This window comes from Bradyrhizobium sp. USDA 336, from assembly GCF_044908355.1.
GTDB classification, from domain to species: Bacteria; Pseudomonadota; Alphaproteobacteria; order Rhizobiales; family Xanthobacteraceae; genus Bradyrhizobium; species Bradyrhizobium yuanmingense.
Genome location: NZ_JBIYDC010000002.1, coordinates 3,145,753 through 3,168,175 on the forward strand (window position 1 = coordinate 3,145,753; position 22,423 = coordinate 3,168,175).

Sequence of the window (22,423 nt, forward strand, 5' to 3'; positions counted from 1 at the left end):
AAAGCTGCAAAGACTGTAGACGCAGGCATGCGCCAACCAGAACAACAAAAACGGCATATCGGCTTTAACCGGCGAGTATAACGGGATGAACGCAGATGCGAAGGCGCTGGCGTCAAGCTTCGACCTCGAGAAGCTGACGCCGGAGTTCTACGACGACCCCTATCCGACCTATCGTGCACTGCGGGAGAACGAGCCGGTCAAGCGCCTGCGCAGCGGCACCGTGTTCCTGACCCGCTACGACGATCTCGTCACCACCTACAAGAACACGAAGTCGTTCAGCTCGGACAAGAAGCGCGAGTTCGCGCCGAAATACGGCGACACCCCGCTCTACGAGCACCACACCACCAGCCTCGTCTTCAACGACCCGCCGTCGCACACTCGCGTGCGCCGCCTCATCATGGGCGCGCTGTCGCCGCGCGCGATCGCCAGCATGGAGGGGGACCTCATCAAGCTGGTCGACGGCCTGCTCGATGCCATCGAAACCAAGGGCGCTTGCGAACTGATCGAGGATTTTGCCGCTTCGATTCCCATCGAGGTGATCGGCAATCTGCTCGACGTGCCTCACGGGGAGCGCGGGCCGCTGCGCGACTGGTCGCTGGCGATCCTGGGTGCTCTCGAACCCGTGGTGTCGCCCGAAGTGGCTGCGCGCGGCAACAAGGCGGTGGCGGACTTTCTCGCTTATCTGCAGACGCTGGTGTCGCGGCGGCGCGCAAAGCCGGGCAATCCCGAGCGCGACGTGCTGACGCGTTTGATCCAGGGGGAAGAGAACGGCGAGCGGCTGACCGAGAAGGAGCTGCTGCACAATTGCATCTTCCTGCTCAATGCCGGCCACGAGACCACCACCAATTTGATCGGCAACGGCCTCGTGGCGCTCGACCGGCATCCCGATCAGAAACAGCGCCTGATCGAGAACCCGGACATGATCAAGACCACGATCGAGGAGGTGCTGCGCTACGAGAGCTCGAACCAGCTCGGCAACCGCATGACCACCGAGAAGGTCGAGCTCGGCGGCGTCATGCTCGAGGCCGGCACGTCGGTGACGCTGTGCATTGGCGCAGCCAACCGCGACCCCGCGCAGTTTCCCGACCCTGAGCGTTTCGATATCGCGCGCACGCCGAACCGGCACCTCGCCTTCGCCACCGGCGCGCACCAATGCGCAGGCATGGCCCTGGCGCGGCTGGAAGGGGCGATTGCGATCTCGCGCTTCCTGGCGCGCTTTCCGAACTATGCCGTGAGCGGCCCGCCAGTGCGCGGCGGACGGGTCCGGTTCCGCGGCTTCTTGAGCGTGCCCTGCGCGCTTGGCTGAGGGCCGGCAACCAAACTGCGAAAACAACCCCATGCACAGTAGAGCCTGGGTCGCGGAACGGTGCCCTGTGGCCCGGCAGAACCACCTGACATTTCGGGACTATCAGGCCGCGCCGCGCCATCGGCGCATCAAGGCTTCCGAGCTGACAAACTGATACCCACATTCATTTGGGCGCGACCCGCCGGTGCAGTCGATTGACGCCCCCGCGCGCAGCAACGGAGTGACGGCAGATGAGCTCGCCGGTCGTTGATTTCATCGCGACAGAAGCACGCTTCGGGGCCCGTAATTACGAGCCGATCGGGGTCGTCCTGTCGCGTGGCGAAGGTGTCTGGGTCTGGGATACTGAAGGCAACCGGTACCTCGATTGTCTGTCCGCCTATTCGGCGGTCAGCCAGGGCCACTGCCACCCCAAGATCCTGGCGGCGATGGTCGAACAGGCGCACAGGTTGACGCTCACCTCGAGGGCTTTCCACAACGACCAACTCGCCTTGTTCTACGAGGAGATCGCCGCGCTCACCGGTTCCCACAAAGTGCTGCCGATGAACAGCGGCGCCGAGGCGGTGGAAAGCGCGATCAAGTCGGTCCGCAAATGGGGCTACGAGGTGAAAGGCGTGCCGGACGGCCAGGCCGAGATCATCGTCTGTGCCAACAATTTCCACGGACGCACGCTGGGCGTCGTCGGCTTTTCAACGGACCCCGAGACACGCGGACACTTTGGGCCGTTCGCGCCGGGCTTCAAAGTCATCCCGTTCGGCGACGCCGCGGCGCTTGCGGAAGCAATCAACCCAAACACGGTCGCCTTTCTGGTCGAGCCGATCCAGGGCGAAGCCGGTGTCGTGATTCCTCCGGCCGGCTATTTCACTGAGGTCCGGGAGCTCTGCACCGCCAACAATGTGATGCTGGTGCTCGACGAGATCCAGACAGGGCTCGGCCGCACCGGCAAGCTGCTCGCCGAACAGCACGAGGGAATTGAGGCGGACGTGACGCTGCTCGGCAAGGCCCTGTCCGGCGGCTTCTATCCGGTGTCGGCCGTGCTCTCGAACAACGACGTGCTCGGGACATTGAGGCCCGGGCAGCACGGCTCGACCTTCGGCGGCAACCCGCTTGCCTGCGCCGTGGCCCGCGCGGCGATGCGCGTGCTGGTCGAGGAAGGCATGATCGAGAACGCGGCGAGGCAAGGCGCGCGCTTTCTGGAGGGCTTGAAGGACATTCGCGCCAATACGATCCGCGACGTGCGCGGGCGCGGCCTGATGCTGGCGGTCGAGCTGCATCCCGAGGCCGGACGGGCACGCCGCTATTGCGAGGCGCTCCAGGCCAAGGGCATCCTCGCCAAGGATACCCATGAGCATACCATCCGCATCGCCCCGCCGCTGGTGATCACCGGCGACCAGGTCGACTGGGCGCTGGAGCGGTTCGCCGCGATCCTGACGCAGGATTTCTCTTGAGACTGGCTGCGTCGGAAGATCGCAATGCCAGCCGTGGCCAAGGACGAACGATTCCACGGTCTGTGCGTTGAAAGTCGTGGGCCATTACGAGTTGGGAGCTAGGATCATGCTTCCGCGTGGCGTTTGCCTGACGGCTGTTTTGGTTGGCGTCTCGATGCTGACGACGAGCGCGTCGGCTCAGGGACCTCACGGACACGGACGGGGTGGAGGACCACCAGGACCAGCCGCAGCGCCGCCATCAGCACCACCGGCCATGGCACGCCCGGCAGCACCACCGGCTATGGCTCGTCCAGCCGCACCGCCAGCAGCACCGCCAGCGATGGCACGTCCGGCCGCTCCGCCAGCCATGGCGCGTCCCGCCGCGCCGCCAGCCATGCCGCAGCGACCGGCGATGGCGCCACGTCCGGCGCCGCACATCGCCTCACCGCCACCGCGTCCGACCCCACAAATCAGTGCCCCCCGAGCCGCCCCGCAGGTGGCAGCGCCCCGGCGCGAATTCCAGCGCCCGCCGGCAGCGCCGCAACGTCCGGCGATGGCGCCGCGGCCGGCGCCGCATATCGCCGCCCCTTCGCGCCCAAGTGCCCCCCCGGCCGTGAGCGAGCGATCGGGACCGCCGCGTGAGATGCTTTCGCGCCAATCCGCGGAACGCCAAGACCGCATCGACCGCTTGCAGCAGCGCGTGCAGCAATTGCAATCGCAGAAGCCGGAAGGCGCAAGGGCGCAGCAACAGCAGCAACGGTTGCTGCAGTCGCAGAGCCGTCTTCTGGAGCGCGAGCAACGCGTGCAACAGCGTTCGCAGCAGGTGGAGCAACGGCAGCGCGACATGCTGTCGCGCCAAACAACGGAGCGCCAGGCCCGCATCGAACGCCTGCAGCAGCGGGTGCAGCAATTGCAGTCGCAAAAGCCGGAAGGCGTGCAAGCGCAACGGGCGCAGCAGCGAATGCTCCAGGCGCAAAACCGCTTGCTTGGCCGAGAGCAGCGCGCGCAGCAAATTGACCTGGCGCGCCAGCAGCGGCTTGGGCTGCAGGCTCCGGCGGAGCGCGCTCCGGCACTTGCAGCCGCTGCGCAGGCCGCCGAGCGCGGACGGTTTGCGGAACGCTTCCGCGAGCAGTCCACTGCCCTGACCCAAGCGGCTCTCGTCACGCGCCAAAGCGGCTGGGCACCCCGGCAGGCCTGGCGTCACCGTCATCCCGCGGTGTTCGTGGCTTGGCTTGGGCCCGTGTTCTGGCCTTACGCCTATTCCGACATCTTCAACTACACGTTCTGGTCCTATGGCTACGAGCCCGGATATTGGGCGTACGCCTATGACGACTTCGTCGACACCGTGTTCTGGGGCGGTGACGGCCCTTACTCCGCTTATGCTAGCACCAACCCGTATGACACTCCGCAAGCCGGCGGCTACCGCGCGCGCCAGCGTGCCAGCGTGAGCCCGCAGACGCTTCAGCAATTGTGTGCCACGCCGGACAAGGGCGTGACCGCCTGGCCGCTTGCGGATATCGCACAGGCGGTGCGGCCGACGCCGGAGCAACGCGCATTGTTGGATGAGCTGAAGACGGCGGCGGCCAACGCTGCCGGTGTGTTCAAGGATTCCTGCGCGGAGACTTATGCACTGACTCCCCCTGGCCGCTTGCGCGCGATGATGAACCGCATCAGCGCGACGCTTGAAGCCGTCAAGATCGTTCGTCCGGCACTGGAGAATTTCTACAACTCGCTCAGTGACGAGCAGCAGGCCCGCTTCAACGCGCTTGGCCCCAATGTCGGCGAGCGCTCGCCGCAGCAGCAGGAGGCGAGTAGCGAGGGCTGTGGCGATCCGAAGTCCGGGCTCACGCAGTTGCCGATCCAGAGGATCGAGGCTGTGCTCCACCCGGCCGGCAAGCAGAAGGAGGCGCTCGACCGCCTCAGTGAAGCGACGGCGAAGGGCGTTGAAAGCCTACAGGCAGCCTGTCCGAACGATGCGCCGCTGACACCTGTCGGACGGCTGGAGACGATGCAGCATCGGCTCGAGGCCATGTTGACCGCCGCCAAGCTGGTCGAACCCGCCCTGGACGAGTTCTATGCCACGCTGAGCAGCGAGCAGAAGGCGCGCTTCAACAGGCTGCAACAGGTCGCAGGCCAATGAGGGCGTCGCTTTCTCTCGTTGCAATTTACGCAGCGGTCGACCAAGCGGGGTGACGCAATCGTTCTCCAACGAAAGCAAGCCCGCGATTGAGGGAGGGATCATGACAGCCTTAGCTTCCTCCATAAAACACGACATTGCTGCGGCGTACGCCGCGTGGGATTCAGCATTCAACAAAGCAGATGCCAGGGCTATCGCGGCGACTTACGTGCCAGACGCCAAATTGTTGCCGCCAACGCATCAAGTGATATCCGGTCCGACAGAGATCGAGAGCTTCTTTGCTGGGCTGTTTTCAAGCGGATTCACCGATCACAGGTTGGTCCTCATCGACGCCGGCGGAGATGAGAAGATCGTCTACGGCACGGCCCATTGGAGCGCCAACGGTAAGACAGAGGATGGCGCCAGCCAACCTGCAGGCGGGATCGCAACCCACGTGTTTGAGCGTCAGGCAGATGGTTCGCTGAAGCTGAAGTTGCATACGTTCAATTGAGCTGACCGTTGCCTGATGCGGCACGAGGAGGCTTGTCGTGGATATCGCGCAATGGCTTTGCGGTCTCGGGCTGGAGCGCTACATAAAGACCTTTTGTGACGCTGAAATCACGTCCGAAATTTTGCCAGAACTGACCGAAGCCGACCTGCGGGAGCTTGGCTTGCCACTCGGCCCACGCAAGGCTGTGCTAAAGGCAATCCATGCACTCGCTCCGCCGATCACCCCGGTGGCTGTCAACGCCAATGGACCTGCCGACTACGCGAAGCCATCGATCCCTTCGGACGCGGAGCGTCGACAGCTCACAGTCATGTTCGTCGACCTGGTCGGCTCGACGGCACTTGCTTCAGGGCGGGATCCCGAGGAGTTGCGTGACCTCTTGCAGGCCTACCATAACACCGTGGTGGGCGAGATCGACCGATTCGAAGGCCACATAGCCAAATTCCTGGGCGATGGCGTTCTCGCTTATTTCGGCTGGCCGCGGGCGCACGAAGATGAGGCGGAGCGCGCCGTTCGCGCCGGGCTTCGAGTGACCAAGGCGGTCGCCTCCCTTACCGAACCGGGTGGTGCAGCGCTCGCCGCTCGCGTCGGCATCGCAACCGGTCTGGTCGTGGTCGGCGAGCTGATTGGCGAGGGAGAGGCTCGCGAGCGCGCAGTCATCGGCGAAACACCAAACCTAGCCGCCCGACTGCAAGATCTGGCCAACCCAAGTGATGTGGTGATTGCGGAATCGACCCGCCGCCTACTCGGCGAAGCTTTCACGTACCACGACCTCGGCACGGTGCCTCTCAAAGGTTTCCCGGAACTGGTGCAGGCGTGGCTTGTCATTGGTGAAGGCGCGGCAGAGAGCAGGTTCGAGGCCCGGCATGGCTTGGCAACGACCGCACTGGTCGGACGGAATGAAGAACTTGCATTGCTCCTGGATCGCTGGGAGCGGGCGAAAGAGCGGGAAGGACAGATCGTCCTGCTCGGCGGCGAAGCCGGCATTGGCAAGTCGCGGCTCGTGCGAGCCTTACGCGACCAGGTCGCCCGTGTGCCGCACACGCCGCTGAGCCATTTCTGTTCACCATTTCATACCAACACCGCTCTGTATCCCGTCGTTGGCCTCCTTGAACGGGCAGCGGCAATACGGCGGGAGGACGCTTCCGACGAACAGCTCGATAAACTCGAGGCCATGCTCGCGCTTGGTGCGGACGATGTGCATGAGAGCGCGCCGGTTCTCGCGGATCTCTTGGCAATCCCGACCGGGGAGAGATACCCGCCCCTCGCACTCAGTCCGCACCAGAAGAAGGAGCGAACCTTCCAGGCCCTTCTGGAACAGATACAAGGCTTAGCGACAAAACAGCCAGTGCTTGCCGTCTACGAGGACGTCCATTGGGCGGACCCTACTATGCTCGAATTCCTCGATCGGCTTGTCGACGAGGTGCAGCGACTTCCGATTTTGATGATCGTTACCTTCCGGCCCGAGTTCATTCCGCGCTGGACGGGTCATGGACATGTGACAGCGCTCTTTCTAAGCCGGCTGGGACGTCGGCAAGGGGCGGCAGTCGTTGACCGGATCACGGGCGGCAAAACACTCCCTCAGGAGGTGCTTGAGCAGATTCTGGCCAAGACCGACGGCGTGCCGTTGTTCGTCGAGGAGCTCACCAAAGCCGTCGTCGAATCCGGTCTGCTCAAAGACCACGGCAGCCGTTATGAGCTGATCGGCCCATTACCGCCGCTGGCGATCCCGACGACGCTGCAGGACTCCTTGATGGCCCGGCTTGATCGATTGGCGCCGGTCAAGGAAGTTGCCCAGATTGCAGCTTGCATCGGACGCGAATTCGGACACGATCTTCTGCGCCTTGTAACGGCGCTCGACGAGCACGCGCTCCAGCATGCTCTCAATGACCTATTGGCCGCGGAACTGATATTCCGTCGTGGCGTACCTCCGAATGTTGGCTACAGCTTCAAACATGCGCTGGTGCAGGACATCGCGCACGAGAGTCTTCTAAAGAGCAAGCGGCAGCAGATCCATGCCCGCATAGCTGCAGCTCTCGAACAACATTACCCTGCCCGTGCTGAGGCAGAGCCGGAGACGATCGCTCTGCATCTCACCGAGGGTGGACTGGCAGGAAAGGCGGTGGACTATTGGCTGCGGGCCGGCCGCATTGCGGCCGGGCGTTCCGCAAATCTCGAAGCGATCACTCATCTCACAAGGGGGCTGGAGGCACTCAGGTCCAATCCACAAGGGCCGGAGCGCGATCGCCAGGAGCTCGCTCTGCAAACAGCAATCGGAGGTCCACTGATTGCCATTCACGGATACACGGCTCCGCAGCTTGGCACAGCCTTCAGCAGGGCTCATGCGCTCTGCTATGAACTCGACGACACGGGCGCCTTGTTTTCCACCCTTAGCGGCAAATTCATCTTCCACTTCGTGCGCGGCGACTTTGCTGCCATGCAGAGCCTCGTTGCCGAGGCGCAGCGCGCCGCCGAGCGCACCAGTGACACAGCGCTGGAACTAGCTGTGCATCGTCTGGCCGCGCTCACCGCCATGCATGCCGGTGATTTTCTGACCGCACGCTCGGAGTTCGAAACGATCTTGAGTCGCTATCAGCCGGAGGCGCATCGGCCGCCACCTGTGCACTACGTACATGACCCAAAGGCCTCGGCGCTACCCTACTTGGCGATTGTGCTTTGGGTTCTGGGTTACCCCGAACAGGCTCAGCGGACTAGCCGTGCCGCATCTCAATACGCTATTGAGTTGAATCAGACGAACCTTACCGCGCATGTGCAGGTCTATGGCGGGGCGGCCACTGCGGAGCTAATGGGTGACGTGGCGGCCGTCAAAGCGCACGCCGAGGCCATCATCGATCTCGCCGATCAGAACAGCTTGAACTATTGGCGCGAGAGCGGCCTCATCCTGCGGGGCTGGGCCATGGCCCAAGAGGGCAACGTGGAGGGCGGCCTGGCGCTCATGCGCCTCAGTCTCAACGAGCGGAACAGGCTCGGAGCCAGTTGGTACCAGGTTCGGTACTTATGGATGCTCGCGGCCACCTACCTCCACTTAGGTGACCACGACAACGGCGTCGCTGCCCTTGCCGAAGCAAAGGTCCTTGCCGCGCGCAGCGACGAGCGTATGTGGGAGGCAGAACTTGCATGCATCGATGGCGAACTGCATCGGATTCGTGGTGCTCCAGCTGACGAGGTCGAGGGGTATTTGCAAACTGCACTCAAGGTCGCCCAAAGCCAGAGCGCAAAGTCCTTTGAATTACGTGCCGCAATGCATTTGGCTCGGCTTTGGCGCGACCAGGGTAGGATAGCCGACGCACGGTGCCTTCTTGGCTCGGTTTACGGCTGGTTTACGGAAGGCTTCGAAACGCCGGACCTTCGTTCCGCCAAGGCGCTCATGGAGGAGCTTTCCCAATTATGATCGCGCGCCTTTTCAAGCTTCAGACGTTGCCGTACAGCGAGCACACGGGTGATACGGCAACCCTCTACTTGCGTGATTTTATGAGTACACGGCCTTTCCTCACGCGGCGGAAATCGTCTTCCGCTCAGCACTTCGCATCTGTGATCGCTTGAGGCTGCTCTACCAAGACGATGGCGTTGCATTGTTGGAAATGGGAAGATAGCTCGAGGTCAGCCAGATGATCCCAGTATTCTGCCTCTGCGAGCAGCTTCCATTTGTTCATGCTGTTGTATGCGGCCTGTTGACGGCACAGTGAGCTCATCGCACGCAAGCGTCGCACTTTCTCCACTGCGAACCTCCCTCCGCGCCTGCTTGGTTGCAAGCGCATTTGTGTCGTCAGAGCTTCGCAGATCGAATTGACGAGTGATAGTCCGGGATTCAACGGAAAAATCGATGATAGCGCAATCGTCTGACTTTTCACGAGACACTCGAGGCAACTACACCACCGTCCTGTGCCGCGTGATGCAGGTGCGAAGCACCTCGTCCATCGGCTTGCCCCACCAGTCGTTGGAGAAAATCTCGATCTCGGAATAGCCGGCAAAGCCCTGCGCTTCGACCGCCGCACGCACCGATTTGATGTCGATGACGCCGTCGCCCATCATGCCGCGGTCGTTGAGGATGTCCTTTGTCGGCACCAGCCAGTCGCAGACATGGAACGCCAGCAGGCGGTCCCGGCCGGCGCGTGCGATCTGGTCCATCAGCTCCGGATCCCACCAGATGTGATAGACATCGAGCGCGACGCCGAGCATGCCGGTGCGGCCGGGATCGAGCCGGTCGCAGATATCGAGCGCCTGCTTGGTTGTGTTCACGCAGGCGCGGTCGGCCGCATAGGCCGGATGCAACGGCTCGATCGCCAGCGGCAGCTTGGCTTGCCTCGCGTAGTCGAGCATGTCAGCGAGCGCTTCCTCGACCTGCCCGCGCGCTGCCACCAGATCCTTCGAAGCCTCACTGCCCGGCCGCGAATATTGCGGCAGGCCGCCGACGACGAGGACGATGCAGGGCGCGCCTAGTGTCTTGGCTTCATCGACACAGCGCCTGTTATCGTCGCGCACTTCGCCCCGGCGCGAGACATCCGAGGTGAACATGCCGCCGCGGCAATAGCCTGAGAGATCAAGGCCAGTCTCGCGCACCGCGCGCGCGGCGCGGTCGAGACCGACGTTCGCGACCTGGTCACGCCAGGGATCGATGGCTCGGATGCCGTGACGTGCGCAGGCATCGATAATCTCGATGAGGTCACCCTGCTTGCGGACCGTCGCCGTGTTCAGCGACAGCCAGCGGTGATCGGACGAAAAAGCGCGCATCAGGATTCGATACCGTGGGTGGCGAGCACGGTCTTCATCCGTTGCGTCGCGAGTTCACGATTGGCGAGCAGGCCGGCCTTGTCGGCGAGACGGAACAGCTCGGCCAGATGCAGCGTGGAGCGGGTGCTCTCCTGTCCGCCGACCATGGTGAAATGATCCTGGTGGCCGTTGAGGTAGGCCATGAAGACGACGCCGGTCTTGTAGAACCGCGTCGGCGCCTTGAAGATATGACGCGACAGCGGCACCGTCGGGCCCAGCACGTCATGGAAGCCAGCCTCGTCGCCGGCCGCCAGCCGCGACAGCGCGTAGGACGCCGCCGGCGCGATGGCATCGAAGATGCCGAGCAGCGCGTGCGAAAAGCCTTCGCTGTCGCCGGCGATCAGCTCCGCGTAGTTGAAATCGTCGCCGGTGTACATCTTGATGCGCTTGTCGAGCCGGCGACGCATGTCAATCTCGCGCTGCTTGTCGAGCAGCGAAACCTTGACGCCGTCGACCTTGGCGGCGTTGCCGTTGATGATGGCGACGGCAATGTCCATGGCCTTGTCGAGATCCCTCGTGCCCCAATATCCCGCCAGCGCCGGATCGAACATGTCGCCGAGCCAGTGGATGATGACGGGCTCACGGACCTGCGAAAGCACGCGATCATAGACTTTGGCGTAGTCGTCGGCATTGCGACCGAGTTTTGCGAGGGCCCGCGAGGCCATCAGGATGATGCGGCCGCCGACTTTCTCCACCGCCGAGATCTGCTCTTCATAGGCGCGGATGACGTCGTCGAGGTTTCTCGCGTCCTCCACTGCGAGATGATCCGTGCCTGCACCGGAGAACACCAGCGCGTTGCGGCGCTTGGCGGCGGCGACGGAGCGCGTGATCAGCTCCAGCGAGGTCGGCCAGTCCAGCCCCATGCCGCGCTGCGCGGTGTCCATGGCTTCGGCAACGCCGAGACCGAGGTCCCAGACGTGCTCGCGGAAGGCGATGGTCCTGTCCCAGTCGACCGCGGCCGACAGCCAGGGATCGTTGTCGGCGAAGGGATCGGCAACGGTGTGCACGGCCGAGAAGGCGATGCGGTTCAGCGGCCCTTCGAGCTTTGCGGGAAAGGTGCGCGAGGCCGCGAGCCGATAGGTCTCGATCGAGCGATCGGGCTTGGGGAGCTTCAGCGACAAAGACGACATCGGTTGGACTGGCTTGTTCATGATTTCGAACCTCTCCCCGTCATTGCGAGCGAAGCGAAGCAATCCAGACTGCCTCTGCGGAAAGATTCTGGATTGCTTCGCTTCGCTCGCAATGACGGCTCAGTAGACATCGGGATTATCCGACTGACCTCAAACCTTGATGGGGGCGACGTCGATCCAGCGCCGCTCCTTCCAGCTCTTCAGCGCGCATTCGGCGAGCTGCACGCCCTTGGCGCCTTCGAGCAGCGTGAACTTGTAAGGAGCGTCCTCGTAGACGTGGCGGATGAACATTTCCCACTGCTCTTTGAAGCCGTTGTCGTAGGTGACGTTATCGGGCAGCTTCTGCCAGTCGCCGTAGAAATCGTGCAGCCGCTTCTCGTCGGGATTCCACACCGGGCGCGGTGTCGCCTGCCGCGCCTGGATCATGCAGTCGGTGAGGCCCGCGACCGCCGAGCCGAGCGTGCCGTCGACCTGGAAGGTGACGAGATCGTCGCGATAGACGCGCGTGACCCAGGACATGTTGATGTGGGCGATGATGCCGCCTTCAAGCTGGAACGTGGCGTAGGCGGAATCGTCCGCGGTCGCCTTGTACTTCTGGCCCTGCTCGTCATAGCGCTCGGGGATATCGGTGTTGCCGATGCAGCTCACGCTCTGGACGTTGCCGAAGAGGTTGTCCAGCACGTAGCGCCAATGGCAGACCATGTCGAGGATGATGCCGCCGCCGTCCTCGCTGCGGTAATTCCAGGACGGCCGCTGCGCCTCCTGCCAGCCGCCCTCGAATACCCAATAGCCGAACTCGCCGCGCACCGAGAGGATGCGGCCGAAGAAGCCGGAATCGCGCAGGAAAGCGATCTTCTTCAACCCCGGCAGAAACAGCTTGTCCTGCACCGTGCCGTGCTTGACGCCCTTGGCATTGGCGAGCTTCACGACCTCGACGGCTTCCTCGAAATTGGTCGCGATCGGCTTCTCGCAATAGACATGCTTGCCGGCGTTGATGGCCTGGGTCAACAGGCCGGGCCGCGCCTGCGTGGTCGCGGCGTCGAAGAACATGGTGTCGTTCTTGTCGGCGAGCGCGGCATCGAGATCGGTGGTCCAGCGCGTGATGTTGTAGCGCTTGGCGAGCGCCTCGACCTTCTCGGCATTGCGGCCGACCAGGATCGGGTCGGGCATGACGCGGTCGCCGTTCTTCAGGCGCACGCCGCCCTGGTCGCGGATCGCGACGATCGACCGGATCAGATGCTGGTTGAGCCCCATGCGGCCGGTGACGCCGTTCATGATGAGGCCGAGGCGTTGGGTGGTCATGCCAATTGCTCCTGAGATCTTGGCTGGGCGAGCGGGTGCAATGCCGACCAATCCGGATGGACCGCGGTCGCAAAGCCCAGAGTGTTGAGCGATCCCGTCAGGAGATCGCCGTTGTGGATGTTGAGGCGGATGCCCTGCCCGGCATCGGCATAGATATCGGTATGCGCGACCGCGAAGGCGCGTGCTTCGGAGGCCGGCGTCTCGCCAAAACCGTCGACATAATGATGACCGTTGCGCTCGGCATGATCGAGGCAAAGCAGCGCTCCGAGTGCCAGATCCTGCTGCAAGGCGAGCCCCGGCTGACAGGTCAGATCTTCACCGGTCACAAAGCACTCGGCTCCGTCCATATCCCGCGCGATCATCCGGGCCGCATTCACGATCGACTTGTAGAGCCCCTTGCAGGATTTCGAGGACACGCCGCTGTAGCCCAGCTTGTATGCGGTCGGCCAAGCATCATAGGAATCGTCCGCTTCGTCGATGATGAAATCGCGGCGACAGAGAGCGCCGAGCGGCGTCCGTTGGGTGATATCACGCGGCAGCGGCTGCTCGATATATTGCAACCTGCCCGTGATAGGTCGGAGCGCGCTGTCGCGCTCCAGTCGGTCGACCAGCACTTCAAGTGCGCTCAAGTCACCATATTGCTCATTGCCGTCGAGTGTGACGCTGTAACCGTAAGGCAGCGTCGCAAGCTGGCCACCGATCTGGACCAGTCGCGCAGTGTCCGCTTCCGGATCGCCACCAAGCTTGAGCTTGAAATAACGCGCACCGAAGTTTTCACGTGGATCGGCAACTCCGCCATCGCCTTCGATCTTATCATCGAGGCCGACGGTGTGGCGGATCGCAACGCGTTCCGATCGGTGCTGATTGGCGAGAACGAGGAATCGCGTGATATCGCCGTCACTCAAGTCGGGCGACAGCCGTGCGTCGATGCCGGCGGCATTGCCGGCCATGCCGTCAAAAAAGTTGGTCGCCACGCCGCGCAGCAGCGCGTCGAGGACCGCCTTGTCGATCTCCGCCGGACCGTAAGCCGCGGCAAGCGGCGGAATGTTCTCTTTTGCACAAGCAGCAACTTGGTCGCCAATACAAGCTGCATGCAGACCGAACGCCGTCTGGAATCCGGTCTGCGCCAGATAGAGCCCGCGCGCGATCTCCAGCGAGCGTCGCAGACCGTCCACCGTCTGCGCCGGCGACAGCTCCGGCCGCTTGTCGAACCATTTTGGCACCAGCAGTTCGGCGCTGGCACCGACCGCGGTTCCCCTGCCCTCGACCTCGATCTCGGCCCGCACGAACAGCTGCGGCGCTGCGCTGATGGTAACAGCGCCGAAGCGGAACGGCCGCGCGAACTGCACGGGACGTTCGAAGAAGGCGATGTCTCGCAGCTTCAGGCGGGGGGACATGGTGTTAGTTGGTCCCGAACATTTGGCCAAGTCGGCGGTACACCTCTCCCGCTTGCGGGAGAGGTCGGCACGAAGTGCCGGGTGAGGGTTTTCTCCTCTTGGGGAGTCTTGCCAGCGGAGACACCCTCTCCCCAACCCTCCCCCGCAAGCGGGGGAGGGAGCGCACCGTCGTCGCGGTTGCAGCCCAAACCGATCGCATGCCCTAGTCCAACGTACCTTGCGAGAAGAAATGCTTGCGGATGCGCTGCACGAGCTCGGTGAAAACCGGATCTGCCATCGCGTCGAGCGAGCGCGGACGCGGCAGCGGCACGTCGTAGATCGCGGCGATCGCGCCGGGGCGCTCGGTCATGACCAGCACGCGGTCGGCGAGGAACACGGCTTCCGGAATCGAATGCGTGATCAGGAGCACGGTCTTCTTCGTCTCACGCTGGATCCGCATCAATTCGACATTCATGCGCTCGCGTGTCAGCGCGTCGAGCGCGCCGAACGGCTCGTCCATCAGCATGATTTTCGGGTCGTGCACCAGCGCGCGGCAGATCGAGGCGCGCTGCTGCATGCCGCCGGAGAGCTGCCAAGGCAGCTTCTTCTCGAAACCTTCGAGGCCGACCAGCTTCAGCAGCGACTTGGCGCGGTCGAGATAGTCCTGCCGCGGCAGCCGCTTCATGTCGATCGGCAGCATCACGTTGCCCAGGATGTTGCGCCAGGGCAGCAGCAGCGCGTTCTGGAACACGATGCCGACATTGCCGTGCGGCGTCGTCACCTTCTGGCCCTCAACCAGGATCTCGCCCGTGGTCGGCGCCAGCAGGCCCGAGATCAATTTGAGCAGCGTGGACTTGCCGCAGCCGCTTGGTCCGACCACGACGAAGAACTCGCCGTCATTGATGTGGAAGTCGAGCGGCCGCAGCGACGGCACATCGCCGTCGCGCGTCCGGTAGGTCTTCGACACGCCCGACAGCTTGATGCCCGACGCATCGCCGGCAGCTCGGTCGCTCACCAGTCTCAGATGAGCGGCCGACTGCGCGGTTTCACTCATGACAGTCGCAGGTTTCACGAGCCGCTCTTCGGCAGGTAATCGCTGGTGTAGAAAGCCTTCGGGTTCTCCTTGGCCTTGGCGTCAAGGCCGCCATATTCGACCAGCAGATTGACGGTCTCGGTCATGTTCTGGTCGGTGACCTGGAACGGCCGCTTGCCCTTGGTCTCCGCGGTCCGGTACAGCGGGATGGTCAGCTCAAAACCCTGCGTCAGCGTGTCGATCTTGCCGCCCTTGGGGTTGGCATCGAGGATCGATTGCGCCGCGGCCGCCTTCGGCTCCTTCTCGGCAGCCTCGACCGCCTTGGTCGTCGCCGACATGAAGCGGCGGACCAAATCGGCATTGCCCTTCACATAGTCGGTATTGGCGATGACGCCCGAGGAGACCATGTTGATGCCGTAGTCGGCGAACTTGATCGGGTAGACCTCCTTGCCCGTCGCGTCCTTGATCTTCATCGACTGGTCCATGACGTAGCCGAGCAACAGATCGGCCTGGCCGTTGATGACGGCGTTGAGCTTGGTCTGACCGTCGCCGGCGACGGTCTTGAAGTCGCTCTCCTTCAGGCCCGTCTTCTTCAGGAACAGCGGCCAGATCTGGGTCATGGAGTCCGCGGGCGTGATCGCCACCGTCTTGCCCTTGATGTCCTCGGGCTTCCTGATGTTCTTGTCGGCGAAGCCCATCGCGGACATCGGGGAGGTCTGCAGCAGCACGCCGGTTGCAACCACGGGCGCGCCCTTGATCGCGGCGCGCATCATGGTGGGGACGTCGACATAGCCGAAGTCGGCGGTCTTGGCGGCAACCGCCTGCGTGGTCGCAGCCGAGCCGCGGCCTTCCTGGATCTCGAGCTCGATGCCTTCGGCGGCGTAGATGCCCTTGGCCTTGCCGTAATAGAACGGCGCGTGCTCGCCATAGACGTACCAGTTCAGCATCAGCACGACCTTGTCGGCTGCCTGCGCCGGCATGGCTGCGAACGCCATCAGTGCTACGGATGCAGCTCCAATCAACCGCTTCATCGTTTCTCTCCCTTGCCGTTGTTGCGTCGGCCGTTGGCGGCCGCTCGTTGCTTTAGTCAGGATGCAAAGATCACGTCCTCGCGCTGGCTGACATGCCAGGGAATGACCAGCTTCTCGATGCGGTCGACGATCCAGAACAGGACCACGCCGAGCAGCGCCAGGATCACCAGCGCCGCGAACATCGTCGGCAGGTCGAAGGTGCCGATCGAGCGCTGCATCACGTAGCCGATGCCGGAATTGGAGCCGACGAACTCGCCGACCACCGCGCCGACCACGGCCAGCGTCACCGACACTTTGAGGCCGGAGAAGATCGCCGGCAGCGCATGCGGCAGGTTCACCGCGCGGAACACCTGCAAGCGGCTGCCCTGCATGGCGCGGGCGAGATCGACCATATCGGGGTCCACCGACTTGAAGCCCTGCACCGCGGAGACCACCACCGGGAAGAAGCCGAGCAGGAACGCCGAGATCACCTTCGGAATGATGCCGAAACCGAACCAGACCACGAACAGCGGTGCGATCGCGATCTTCGGCACCGATTGCGAGAACACCAGCAGTGGATAGATATAGCTCTCCACCGTCTTCGAGCCCGCGATCAGCATCGCGACGGGAATGCCGAACAGCGCCGACAGCAGGAAGCCGCAGACGGTCGCATAGGTGGTCGGCCAGGACTGGCGCAGCAGCTCCGGCCATTCGGTGCGCAGCACGGCGACGACGTCGAGCGGCGCCGGGATCTGGTACGCGGGGATTCTGAACAGCCGGATCGCGAGATCCCAGGCGACGACGATGAAGACCAGGAACAAGAACGGCCGAACCCAGGCTGCATTCAGCAGCTTGGAAACAGCGTTTTGCGGCTTCGGCTCGGCCAATTTTCACTCCCGGCAGTCTTCTTCGTTATGGGGAGAAATTAACCCGTTGGATAAATACTGTCCAGAGCTTCCCTGTGACGTTTTGTGCTCGAGGTTCCGGGAGCTTTTGGGGACCGGACTATCGCCTTCCGTGTCCCGGACGCGCTGCAATGTAAGCGTTGCTGCGCTGCGTCCGGGGCACGGGGGCGGAGTGAGGTGCACGCCGCTTCCACGTGGTCATTGCGAGCGCAGCGAAGCAATCCAGAAACTTTCCGCGGAGACAGTCTGGATTGCTTCGCTGCGCTCGCAATGACGGAGCAAGGCGCCCCATCATGGCTACGAGCTACACCGCCTGCACGATCGCGGCGCGCGACTTCGGCGTCTTCGCGATCTCGAACAGCGCCGCGGATTGCCCCGTCAGCGCGGCCAGCACAAGGCCCACCATATGCGCCAGCCGCTCGTCCTTGGCTTTCTTGTCCAGCAAGTCGCGGCCGAAGATCACGCTGAGCGTTGCCGAATTGGAGAGATAGAAGAAGCTGAGCGCCGCGATGGAGATGTAGAGCTGCACCGGATCGACCGCGACCTGGAAATCGCCGCTCTCGACACCGCGGCGCACCACGGTGCGGATCATCTCGACGAAGGGCGAGTGCATCGACTTGACCTTGGTCGATTTCTTCAGGTGCTTTGCGCGCGCGAGGTTCTCGGTCTGCAGCAGCGAGAGGAATTCGGGATTGCGCAGGAAGTAGTTCCAGGTGAACTCGATCAGGCGGCGGATCGCCTCGGGGGGATCGAGATGTTCGAGATCGAGCCCCCGCTCCTCGCTGCGAATCTTGTCATAGGCGCCTTCGAGGACGGCGAGATAGAGCTCGTCCTTGTTGCCGACGTGATAGTAGAGCATGCGCTTGTTGGCGCCGGCCTTGGCCGCGATGCGGTCGACGCGTGCGCCGGCAAGACCATGGGCGGAAAACTCCTGCTTGGCGGCTTCGAGAATGCGCAGCCGCATCCCCTCGGGGTCGCGCTGCCATTTCAGAGTTCGCTTTGCCTTCGCCAAACCGGGTGCTCGCTGGGTGCCGACAAGACGCGTGTAGCACGCGAGCGTGCGTTTGAGAACGTCTCGTCATTCCGGGGTGCGCCTCTTGGCGCGAGCCCGGAATCCATTTGGCGGCAGAGTCAGTCGCGAAATGGATTCCGGGTTCGATGCTACGCATCGCCCCGGAATGACAGAATCAATCCACCGGCCTCGGCGAGCGCTCCAGCAGCACGGTCTGGATTCCGCAGGTGCCGCTCCGCACGGTCATGATGCGCGTGCCCGGCTTGCGGCCGGTGCGCACCTCTGAGACGTCGAGTCCGCTCGCGATCAGGCGGGCGCGGGTGGCGTCGATGTCGCTGACCCGCCAGCTCAGACCCCAGAGCCGGTCATGCGCGGCATCGCCGCCCGCGACCGGGCGGCGCACCACCTCGACGATGAGGTCGCCGCAGCGGAAGAACATCAGCTGGCCCCAGTCCTGGTGCGAGCGGTCGAGCGCGAGATCAAGGCCGAGCCGGGCGCCGTAGAGCGCGGCGGCGCGCTCGGAATCCTCGGTGGTGACGACGACGTGGTCGAGCCCCTCGATCGGCGCGATGTCGGTCACGGCGGACTTCGGACGCTCGTCGGCCAGCTCCAGGAAGAACATGCGCACGCCGCGCGTCAGCTCGGTGGTGGCCCGCGTGCGCTTCCAGTGCAGCACGGCGTCCGTGCCGGCGTCGCTGCTCTCGACCTCCGCGACCGGGTCCGGCCTCAGGGCCACCCGCTCCAGCCGGCGGTGCATCTTGCCGATGTCGGCGACGCGAAAGCACAGGCTGGCAAGCACGCCCTCCTGGTCGCCGAGCAGTGCGCGCATGCGGTCGGCGGTGACGCTGAAGCCGTGAGGGGCCATCAGCTCGATGGTCATATTGTCGAGGGTGAACAGCACCCGGTCGGCGCCCTCGCCCGAGTTCTGCCAGGCCGGCGCGCGGGCGAGCAGCGTCTGATAGGCCGCCTTGGCCGCGCCGATATCGCCTACGAGAACGACGATGTGATCGAGGCCGGTGATCATTCTGCACCCTTTTTGTGGACCGGGAACCCCGGGAGCGGAAGACGGCGTTTGTCCGGGCTTGGCATGGGCCAGTGATGGTCGTATTCTCGGACCATGCTGACCTCAAGCGCTTCGGGCGGCAGTTTTGCGAATAATTTCAGCGTCCCTCCGGAGCGGAACCGGTGCTAGAGTAATCTCGCCGGCCGGGACCACAAGCGCATCACGGACAAGCAATGCAGGCTCTCTTCATCGGACAGACCTATATCGACGTCGTCTTCATCACCGACCACATGCCGACCGGCGACGAGAAGCACGTGGCGCGTGACTACGCGGTCTCCTTCGGCGGCAATGCGGTGACGGCGGCGTTCTGCTGCGCCAAGCTCGGCATCGTGCCGGACCTGATCGCGACCGCAGCCAATGACTGGCTGGGGCGCATGTTCCAGGACATGTGCGCGAAGTACGGCATCTCGCTGCATGGGCGCAAGGTCAACCAGTCCTCGCTCTCCTTCATCATGCCCAAGGACGGCAAGCGCGCCATCGTCCGCTGCCGCGACGACGAGCACATCCACCCCTTTCCGATGCTCAATCTCGGCGGCTGCCGCGCGCTGCATGTCGACGGCCACCAGCCGGATGCCGCCATCCACTACGCCAAGGTGTGCCGCGAGGCCGGCATCCTGACCTCGCTCGACGGCGGCGGCCTGCGCACCAACACCCATGAGCTGCTGGAATTCATCGACGTCGCCATCGTCGCCGAGCGCCTGTGCGAGCAGATGGATCTGACGCCGGAGAAGATGCTCGACTATCTCAAGAGCCGCGGCTGCAAGATCGGCGGCGTCACCATGGGCGAGAAGGGCCTGTTCTGGTACGACGAAACCGGCACGGTGCAGGTGATGCCGGCGATGCCGATCCCGCGCGAGCGCGTCATCGACACCAACGGCGCCGGCGACGTCTTCCATGGCGCCTATGTCTATTCCTACCTCGCCCATCCCGGCAAAAGCTGGCGCGAGCATTTTGATTTCGCCCGCGCCGCCTCGACCTTCAAGATCCAGCGCCTCGGCAACGAGGCCGGATTGCCGACGCTGGTCGATATCGCCAAGGTCAGGCACGAGTTCGAGGTCAGGGTCTAGAAAAAGATGGGGCGGGTCTTCGTTGCCGGCAGCATCAACATGGATGTGGTGGCCACGGCCGATCGCCATCCGCGCGTCGGCGAGACCGTCGCCGGCCGCCAGGTGCTGTATTTCCCGGGCGGCAAAGGCGCGAACCAGGCTGTCGCGGCCTCGCGGTTAGGGGCGCGCACCACGCTGATCGGACGGCTGGGCCGGGATTCGTTCGGCACTGAACTGAAGGCCTTTCTCGGCGAGCAGTGCATCGATCTCGGCTACGTCGTGGAGACGGCCGAGACCCACACCGGGACGGCCATTATCACGGTGGCCGAGGCCGACAACACCATTGTCGTCGTTCCCGGGGCGAACGGGCTGGTCGGCGCTGACGACGTTAGCGTCGTGCCGCTGCTGAAGGGAGACGTCGCCGTCAGCCAGTTCGAGATTCCGCTGCCGACGATCGCTGCCTTCTTCCACCGCGCCCGCGCGGCGGGGGCGGTGACGGTGCTGAACCCGGCGCCCGCGCAGAAGATGCCGGGCGAGCTGCTGGCGCTGGTTGACATCCTCGTCCTGAACGAGACCGAGCTCGGCTTTCTCGCAGGCAGTGAGCTGTCGGACTACGATGAGGCCGCGAAGATCATCGACGTCGCGCGAAAACTTCAGGCGCGGCAGGACCAAACCATCTGCGTCACGCTCGGCAAGCGCGGCGTGCTCGCGCTCGCCGGGCGCGAGGAGATCTCGGTTGCCGGCCGTGTGGTGAAGGCACTCGACACCACCGGCGCCGGCGACTGCTTCGTCGGCGCGCTCGCCGCGCAACTCGCGGACGGCGCAGCCTTGCGCGACGCGCTGAGATTCGCCAACGCCGCCGCCTCGATCAGCGTGCAGCGGATGGGCGCCGGACCGTCGATGCCGACGGCGGCCGAAGTGACGGCGGTGCTGTAGAGGCCTCTTCGCCTCTCCCCGCTTGCGGGGAGAGGTCGGAATTTTGCGAGAGCAAATTCCGGGTGAGGGGGACTCTCCGCGAGTCCGACTGCCATCGTATGCGCGGAGAAAGCCCCTCACCCCGACCCTCTCCCCGTAAGAACGGGGAGAGGGAGAAGAACTTCACGCCAGCGCGCTCTTGAGGTCGAAGCTCTCGTCCGCGGCCTGCTCCGGCGTGATCGTGCGGTCCATGCTCTGCAAGCGGCGGCCGAACATGTGATCGCCGGCGCGGTTGATCGATTCGATGCCGAGCAGCTTGTCGCCGTGATAGCAGAACGCCGAAAACGCCTTCTTGGCGGGATCGCCGCGCAGCACGACGCGGTCGTAGCCGGTCGTCAGCCCCGCGATCTGGAGCTTGTCGTCGCCCTGGTCGCTCCAGAACCAGGGATGACTGTCGTACGATTTCTTATCCCCGGTCAGCTTTGCCGCGAGGCAGCGGGCCTGATCGGTGGCGTTCTGCACCGATTCCAGCCGCAGCGATCCGCCGAAGCGCGGGCTTGCGAACAGCGCGCAATCGCCGATGGCCGAAATGTTGGGATCAGCCGTCGACAGATATTCATCGACGATGATGCCGGCCGCGACCGGCAGCCCTGCCTCGGCCGCGAGTTCGATGTTCGGCAGCACGCCGACGCCGACCACGACGAGGTCGGCCGGCAGATGCCGCCCGTCGCTCAAGGACACGCCCGTGACCTTGCCGCCCTCCGCCTCGATCGCGGTGGCCTGCACACCGAGATGGATACGGATGCCGGCCTCGCGGTGGCGGTCCTGGAAATACTCCGAGACCTCCGCCGTCACCGCGCGCGCCATCACGCGCGGGGCGAGTTCGAGCACGTCGACCTCGAGGCCCTTGATGCGGGCGGTCGCGGCGAATTCGAGGCCGATGAAGCCGGCGCCGATGATCACGGCGCGCGTCTTCGACGGCATGATCGCGCGCAGCGCCTCGCTGTCGTCGAGGATACGCAAATATTTCACGTCGGGCAGATTGGCATTGGGCAGATCGAGCAGGCGATTGCGCGCGCCGGTCGCCAGCACGAGGTGCCAATAGTCCAGCGTCTCGCCGGATGCGAGATGCACCTTACGCGCGGAGCGGTCGATCGAGGCGGCGCGGCCCGCGATCAGCTCGATGGTCTGGTCCTGGTAAAACTTCTCAGGCCGGAACATCAGGCTCTCCGGACCCGCGGAGCCCTTGATGTAGGCCTTGGACAGCGGCGGCCGCTGATAGGGCAGATGCGGCTCGTCATTGATCAGGCAGATGCGCTCGGCAAAGCCGGCCTGGCGCAGCGATGCCGCGATCTGGTAGCCGCCATGGCCGGCACCGACGATGATCACCGGGCCAGTCATCGGACAGCCCATTTCCGGAAGACACGAGCGTGACCCATGCCGCCTCCTCTCTCGCTGATTTTGCTTGCTGGCCTTGCGAGGAGCC

At 64.0% G+C, this 22,423-nt stretch carries 19 protein-coding genes; 7 read left to right on the forward strand and 12 right to left on the reverse strand.

The window, feature by feature from the left end; translation table 11 throughout:
* Window positions 1-85 precede the first annotated feature (85 nt).
* Window positions 86-1,306 (forward strand): cytochrome P450, encoded by a 1,221-nt coding sequence (locus tag ABIA45_RS15615; protein WP_404652694.1) that lies wholly within the window; start codon window positions 86-88, stop codon window positions 1,304-1,306.
* Between the two features lie 230 nt (window positions 1,307-1,536).
* Window positions 1,537-2,751, forward strand: coding sequence for an ornithine--oxo-acid transaminase (gene rocD / locus ABIA45_RS15620; protein WP_404652696.1), 1,215 nt, complete (start codon window positions 1,537-1,539; stop codon window positions 2,749-2,751).
* A gap of 278 nt (window positions 2,752-3,029) precedes the next feature.
* Here rocD and ABIA45_RS15625 read toward each other — a convergent pair whose 3' ends face one another.
* Window positions 3,030-3,176: a hypothetical protein gene (locus ABIA45_RS15625; protein WP_404652698.1), complete on the reverse strand. Its 147-nt coding sequence runs from the start codon at window positions 3,174-3,176 to the stop codon at window positions 3,030-3,032.
* A gap of 242 nt (window positions 3,177-3,418) precedes the next feature.
* Between ABIA45_RS15625 and ABIA45_RS15630 the strand changes: the two genes are divergently transcribed.
* The 3 genes from ABIA45_RS15630 to ABIA45_RS15640 all read left to right on the forward strand — a co-directional run bounded on the left by ABIA45_RS15630 (window position 3,419) and on the right by ABIA45_RS15640 (window position 8,766).
* Window positions 3,419-4,870, forward strand: a complete 1,452-nt coding sequence (locus ABIA45_RS15630; protein WP_404652699.1) for a Spy/CpxP family protein refolding chaperone — start codon at window positions 3,419-3,421, stop codon at window positions 4,868-4,870.
* Window positions 4,871-4,970: 100 nt separating this feature from the next.
* Window positions 4,971-5,357: a YybH family protein gene (locus tag ABIA45_RS15635; protein ID WP_404542656.1), complete on the forward strand. Its 387-nt coding sequence runs from the start codon at window positions 4,971-4,973 to the stop codon at window positions 5,355-5,357.
* A gap of 37 nt (window positions 5,358-5,394) precedes the next feature.
* Window positions 5,395-8,766 carry an AAA family ATPase gene (locus ABIA45_RS15640; RefSeq protein ID WP_404652701.1) on the forward strand — a complete coding sequence of 1,124 codons (3,372 nt, stop codon included), beginning with the start codon at window positions 5,395-5,397 and terminating at the stop codon, window positions 8,764-8,766.
* Between the two features lie 124 nt (window positions 8,767-8,890).
* Here ABIA45_RS15640 and ABIA45_RS15645 read toward each other — a convergent pair whose 3' ends face one another.
* From ABIA45_RS15645 to ABIA45_RS15690, 10 genes are all read right to left on the reverse strand, one after another.
* The gene (locus ABIA45_RS15645; protein WP_404652703.1) at window positions 8,891-9,226 is read right to left on the reverse strand and encodes a hypothetical protein; all 336 of its coding nucleotides are present in this window, start codon (window positions 9,224-9,226) and stop codon (window positions 8,891-8,893) included.
* A 16-nt stretch (window positions 9,227-9,242) separates the two neighbouring features.
* Window positions 9,243-10,106, reverse strand: a complete 864-nt coding sequence (locus ABIA45_RS15650) for a sugar phosphate isomerase/epimerase family protein (protein WP_404652704.1) — start codon at window positions 10,104-10,106, stop codon at window positions 9,243-9,245.
* Window positions 10,106-11,296: a dihydrodipicolinate synthase family protein gene (locus ABIA45_RS15655; RefSeq protein ID WP_404652706.1), complete on the reverse strand. Its 1,191-nt coding sequence runs from the start codon at window positions 11,294-11,296 to the stop codon at window positions 10,106-10,108. The genes ABIA45_RS15650 and ABIA45_RS15655 overlap by 1 nt, the downstream gene beginning before the upstream one ends.
* 129 nt (window positions 11,297-11,425) lie before the next feature.
* A complete protein-coding gene (locus ABIA45_RS15660; RefSeq protein ID WP_404652708.1) occupies window positions 11,426-12,577 on the reverse strand; it encodes a Gfo/Idh/MocA family protein in 1,152 nt (383 codons plus the stop codon).
* Complete coding sequence (locus tag ABIA45_RS15665; RefSeq protein ID WP_404652710.1) at window positions 12,574-13,974, reverse strand: hypothetical protein; 1,401 nt, start codon at window positions 13,972-13,974, stop codon at window positions 12,574-12,576. The genes ABIA45_RS15660 and ABIA45_RS15665 overlap by 4 nt, the downstream gene beginning before the upstream one ends.
* 202 nt (window positions 13,975-14,176) lie before the next feature.
* Window positions 14,177-15,007, reverse strand: coding sequence for an ABC transporter ATP-binding protein (locus tag ABIA45_RS15670; protein ID WP_404655681.1), 831 nt, complete (start codon window positions 15,005-15,007; stop codon window positions 14,177-14,179).
* A 14-nt stretch (window positions 15,008-15,021) separates the two neighbouring features.
* Window positions 15,022-16,017: an ABC transporter substrate-binding protein gene (locus ABIA45_RS15675; protein WP_404652711.1), complete on the reverse strand. Its 996-nt coding sequence runs from the start codon at window positions 16,015-16,017 to the stop codon at window positions 15,022-15,024.
* A gap of 56 nt (window positions 16,018-16,073) precedes the next feature.
* Entirely contained in the window at window positions 16,074-16,883 is an 810-nt protein-coding gene (locus tag ABIA45_RS15680; RefSeq protein WP_128263494.1) for an ABC transporter permease, read from the reverse strand.
* A 322-nt stretch (window positions 16,884-17,205) separates the two neighbouring features.
* A complete protein-coding gene (locus tag ABIA45_RS15685) occupies window positions 17,206-17,913 on the reverse strand; it encodes a TetR/AcrR family transcriptional regulator (protein ID WP_271545416.1) in 708 nt (235 codons plus the stop codon).
* Window positions 17,914-18,088: 175 nt separating this feature from the next.
* Window positions 18,089-18,937 carry a VOC family protein gene (locus ABIA45_RS15690; RefSeq protein ID WP_404652712.1) on the reverse strand — a complete coding sequence of 283 codons (849 nt, stop codon included), beginning with the start codon at window positions 18,935-18,937 and terminating at the stop codon, window positions 18,089-18,091.
* Window positions 18,938-19,149: 212 nt separating this feature from the next.
* Here ABIA45_RS15690 and ABIA45_RS15695 point away from each other — a divergent pair, with 212 nt between their 5' ends.
* A complete protein-coding gene (locus ABIA45_RS15695; protein WP_157281072.1) occupies window positions 19,150-20,043 on the forward strand; it encodes a sugar kinase in 894 nt (297 codons plus the stop codon).
* Window positions 20,044-20,049: 6 nt separating this feature from the next.
* Window positions 20,050-20,958 (forward strand): ribokinase, encoded by a 909-nt coding sequence (locus ABIA45_RS15700; protein ID WP_404652713.1) that lies wholly within the window; start codon window positions 20,050-20,052, stop codon window positions 20,956-20,958.
* Window positions 20,959-21,120: 162 nt separating this feature from the next.
* Here the strand turns inward: ABIA45_RS15700 and ABIA45_RS15705 are convergent, their stop codons facing one another.
* Window positions 21,121-22,338: an NAD(P)/FAD-dependent oxidoreductase gene (locus ABIA45_RS15705; RefSeq protein ID WP_404652714.1), complete on the reverse strand. Its 1,218-nt coding sequence runs from the start codon at window positions 22,336-22,338 to the stop codon at window positions 21,121-21,123.
* Window positions 22,339-22,423 lie beyond the last annotated feature (85 nt).

Coding starts and splice junctions, on each gene's coding strand:
- ABIA45_RS15615 (WP_404652694.1), top strand. CDS start 86: ATGAACGCAGATGCGAAGGCGCTGGCGTCAAGCTTCGACCTCGAGAAG.
- rocD (WP_404652696.1), top strand. CDS start 1,537: ATGAGCTCGCCGGTCGTTGATTTCATCGCGACAGAAGCACGCTTCGGG.
- ABIA45_RS15635 (WP_404542656.1), top strand. CDS start 4,971: ATGACAGCCTTAGCTTCCTCCATAAAACACGACATTGCTGCGGCGTAC.
- ABIA45_RS15650 (WP_404652704.1), bottom strand. CDS start 10,106: ATGCGCGCTTTTTCGTCCGATCACCGCTGGCTGTCGCTGAACACGGCG.
- ABIA45_RS15655 (WP_404652706.1), bottom strand. CDS start 11,296: ATGAACAAGCCAGTCCAACCGATGTCGTCTTTGTCGCTGAAGCTCCCC.
- ABIA45_RS15660 (WP_404652708.1), bottom strand. CDS start 12,577: ATGACCACCCAACGCCTCGGCCTCATCATGAACGGCGTCACCGGCCGC.
- ABIA45_RS15665 (WP_404652710.1), bottom strand. CDS start 13,974: ATGTCCCCCCGCCTGAAGCTGCGAGACATCGCCTTCTTCGAACGTCCC.
- ABIA45_RS15670 (WP_404655681.1), bottom strand. CDS start 15,007: ATGAGTGAAACCGCGCAGTCGGCCGCTCATCTGAGACTGGTGAGCGAC.
- ABIA45_RS15675 (WP_404652711.1), bottom strand. CDS start 16,017: ATGAAGCGGTTGATTGGAGCTGCATCCGTAGCACTGATGGCGTTCGCA.
- ABIA45_RS15690 (WP_404652712.1), bottom strand. CDS start 18,937: ATGATCACCGGCCTCGATCACATCGTCGTTCTCGTAGGCGATATCGGC.
- ABIA45_RS15695 (WP_157281072.1), top strand. CDS start 19,150: ATGCAGGCTCTCTTCATCGGACAGACCTATATCGACGTCGTCTTCATC.
- ABIA45_RS15700 (WP_404652713.1), top strand. CDS start 20,050: ATGGGGCGGGTCTTCGTTGCCGGCAGCATCAACATGGATGTGGTGGCC.
- ABIA45_RS15705 (WP_404652714.1), bottom strand. CDS start 22,338: ATGACTGGCCCGGTGATCATCGTCGGTGCCGGCCATGGCGGCTACCAG.